This window comes from Streptosporangium sp. NPDC000396 (assembly GCF_042898655.1).
GTDB lineage: Bacteria > Actinomycetota > Actinomycetes > Streptosporangiales > Streptosporangiaceae > Streptosporangium.
Map to the genome: position 1 here is coordinate 1 of NZ_JBIAZA010000077.1, position 3,110 is coordinate 3,110.

Below are 3,110 nucleotides of genomic sequence, written 5' to 3' on the forward strand. Positions count from 1 at the left end.
GTGGCGGCCGGGTTTCTGGTGGCGATCGCGGGGGTGGTCATCTGGTTGGTGTGGTCGCTGATAACCGGTAACCCCTCGGTGCGGAGAGGGTCGGGCGCCCCTGGTCTTCCCTCTGGTTGGCCGGCCGGCGGGGGTGGCTTCGGCGGGGGTGGCTGCGACGGCGGCGGCTCCGGTGGTGGCGGCTGCGGATCGTGACCGGGTGGCCGCGATGGGCCCCGCGTCGTTGAGCCGGTGAGTTGGCCGGGGTGTCGGCCCCTGGGAACGGCGGAACGAAAACGTAGGCCAAGCCCGTCTGCGGCCGGCCGTCGTTGACGTAGGTCACGATGCGGCGGAGCCCCGAAAAGGCGTCCCGGTCGGGTCGGTGTCATAAGCCGCAACGTAGGGGCGTATCCCCAGGTCAGGACAACGCGCCGATGCCTGTTGGTTATGACGCTTTGAACTGGCCCCACTCGGACGGCTTGATTTGGCCCCACCCCTGCCAGCGATCCGATCCCAGACCGACATGTCGGCTTGAAATGGCCCCACCTTTAGGGTTGCGCTGCCAGGCTCGACCTGCTAGATCACGCGCGCCGCAGCAAGGGGAGGCTTGGTGGCGCTCACCAAGATCGAACTGTTCGATCAGATTCGCCGGGACTCCTGGCAGCAAGGCATGGGCATCCGAGCGCTGGCCCGCAAACACGGCGTGCACCGACGCCTGGTCCGCGAAGCGCTGACCCAGCCCGAACCGACACCACGCAAAACCCCAGAACGCCGCTCGCCGCAGCTGGAACCGTTCAAGAAGATCATCGACGAGTGGTTGCGCGATGACCTGGACGCCCCGCGCAAACAGCGGCACACCGTCAAGCGCATCCACCGGCGTCTGCTCGACGAGCACGCCGTGACCGATGTGTCGTACTCGACGGTGCGTGACTACGTCTCCCGGCGCAAACCGGAGATCTGGGTGGAGGAAGGCCGCGGCCCGGCCAGGGTGTTCATCCCCCAGCACCACCCGCCCGGCGAGGAAGCCGAGGTCGACTTCGGTGAGCTGTGGGTGAACCTGGCCGGGCGGATGACCAAGTGCTACCTGTTCGTCTACCGCATGTCCTACTCCGGCAAGGCCATCCACCGGGTCTACTCCACCAGCGGCCAGGAAGCCTTCCTGGAAGGACACGTGGAGGCCTTTTCCCGGCTGGGCGGCACCCCGACCCGGCAGATCCGCTACGACAATCTCACCGCTGCGGTGACCAAAGTGCTGTTTCGCGACCGGGCCCGGGTGGAGAACCCACGCTGGCGGCTGTTTCGCTCGCATTACCAGTTCGAGGCTTTCTACTGTGAGCGCGGCATCGCGGGCGCGCACGAGAAGGGCGGAGTGGAAGGCGAGGTCGGCTACTTCCGTCGCAACTACCTTTCCCCGGTCCCCGTCGTGGACACCTTGGCCGAGCTCAACGCCCGGATCGAGCACTTCGAGCAGTTGGAGGACGGCCGCCGGATCGGTGCCCGGCTACGCACCATCGCCGCGGATTTCGCGACCGAGGCGCCGCTGCTGCGCGCTTTGCCCGCCGAGCACTTCTCCACCGCCTTGCCACTGACTCCGCGAGTGGATCGCTACAGCCAGATCACCGTGCGCACCAACCGCTACTCGGTTCCCATCCGCTTGATCGGTCGCACCGTCCGGGTCATGCTGCACGCCGGCCACCTGGTCGTCTATGACCGCCACCAGGAGGTGATCCGGCACGAACGGCTGGCCGGCAAGGGCCTGGAAGCCATCGTTTTGGATCATTACCTTGAGGCCCTGATGCGCAAGCCCGGCGCGCTGCGCGGATCGGTGGCTCTGGAGGCGGCCCGGGCCAGCGGCGCGTTCACCGACGCCCACGAAGCTTTGTGGGCGTCGGCCCGGCGCGTGCTGGGCGAGCCCGACGCGACCCGCACCCTGGTCCAGGTGCTGCTGTTGCACCGCACCATGGACGACGCCGACGTCATCGCCGGGATCGGCGCCGCGTTGTCGGTGGGATCCATCTCCGCTGATGTGGTGGCGGTCGAGGCGCGCAAAGCCGCCGACGTCTCCGGAAACGCCCGCCCTACCCCCGGCGTCGCCCGCCCGGCCGGGCCCGACACCCCGCTGCCCATCGAAAACCCCCAGGTGACCAGCCTGACCCGCAAACGCCTGGCCGACCTTCCCCCCGACACCCGTCCGCTGCCCACCGTGACCGCCTACGACCAGCTGCTTCGCGGCCCGGCACCGACCATCCACGAGCACGATCAGGAGAGCGCCTCATGACCCGCACCCGCGGCATCACCGAAACCGCCGCCGAAACCGCGATCGAGGCCGCTTGCCGCGCCTTGCGCCTGCCCACCTTGCGCGCCCACTACGCCGAAATCGCCGACCGCGCCGAGCGCGAACAGCTGACCTACCGCGGGTTCCTGGCCGAACTGTTCATGATCGAATGCGACGAGCGTGACCGCCGCAAGGCCGACCGTCAGCTGCGCGCCGCCGCCTTCCCCCGCCCCAAGTGGCTCAAGGACTTCGACTACGACGCCAACCCCAACATCGAGGCCGCCACCATCAACACCCTGGCCACCTGCGACTGGGTCCGCAAAGGCGCCCCGTTGTGTCTGATTGGCGACTCGGGCACCGGCAAGTCCCATCTGCTGATCGGCCTGGGCTCGGCCGCGGCGATGGCCGGCTTCAAGGTCCGCTACGTGCTGGCCTCCAAACTCGCCAACGAACTCGTCGAGGCCGCCGACGACAAGGTGCTGACCAAGACCATCAACCGCTACGGCCGCGTCGACCTGCTCTGCATCGACGAGCTCGGCTACATGGAACTCGACCGCCGCGGCGCCGAACTGCTGTTTCAGGTGCTCACCGAACGCGAGGAGAAAAGCAGCGTCGCGATCGCCTCCAACGAGACCTTCTCCGGCTGGACCAAGACCTTCACCGACCCGCGCCTCTGCGCCGCCATCGTCGACCGGCTCACCTTCGACGGCACCATCATCGAAACCGGCACCCAGTCGTATCGGCTGGCTCGCACCAAGGCTCTGGCAATACCCTCGAACCGTAGAGATTTTCGATGTGGTGATCTTCGGGTTCTTATGATCTTGTTGGTGCGCCGTGCGTGCCGTCGGGGCAGGCC

At 67.6% G+C, this 3,110-nt stretch carries 3 protein-coding genes; all 3 read left to right on the plus strand.

Annotated features, from left to right (window positions below):
- Positions 1–195: hypothetical protein (locus ACFY2X_RS47195; protein ID WP_389951997.1), on the plus strand; the 195-nt coding region annotated here is incomplete at its 5' end.
- 394 nt (positions 196–589) lie between these two features.
- Positions 590–2,257, plus strand: coding sequence for an IS21 family transposase (gene istA, locus ACFY2X_RS47200; RefSeq protein ID WP_389952000.1), 1,668 nt, complete (start codon positions 590–592; stop codon positions 2,255–2,257).
- Positions 2,254–3,110: IS21-like element helper ATPase IstB (istB, locus tag ACFY2X_RS47205; RefSeq protein WP_389952003.1), on the plus strand; the 857-nt coding region annotated here is incomplete at its 3' end. The genes istA and istB, both read left to right, overlap by 4 nt.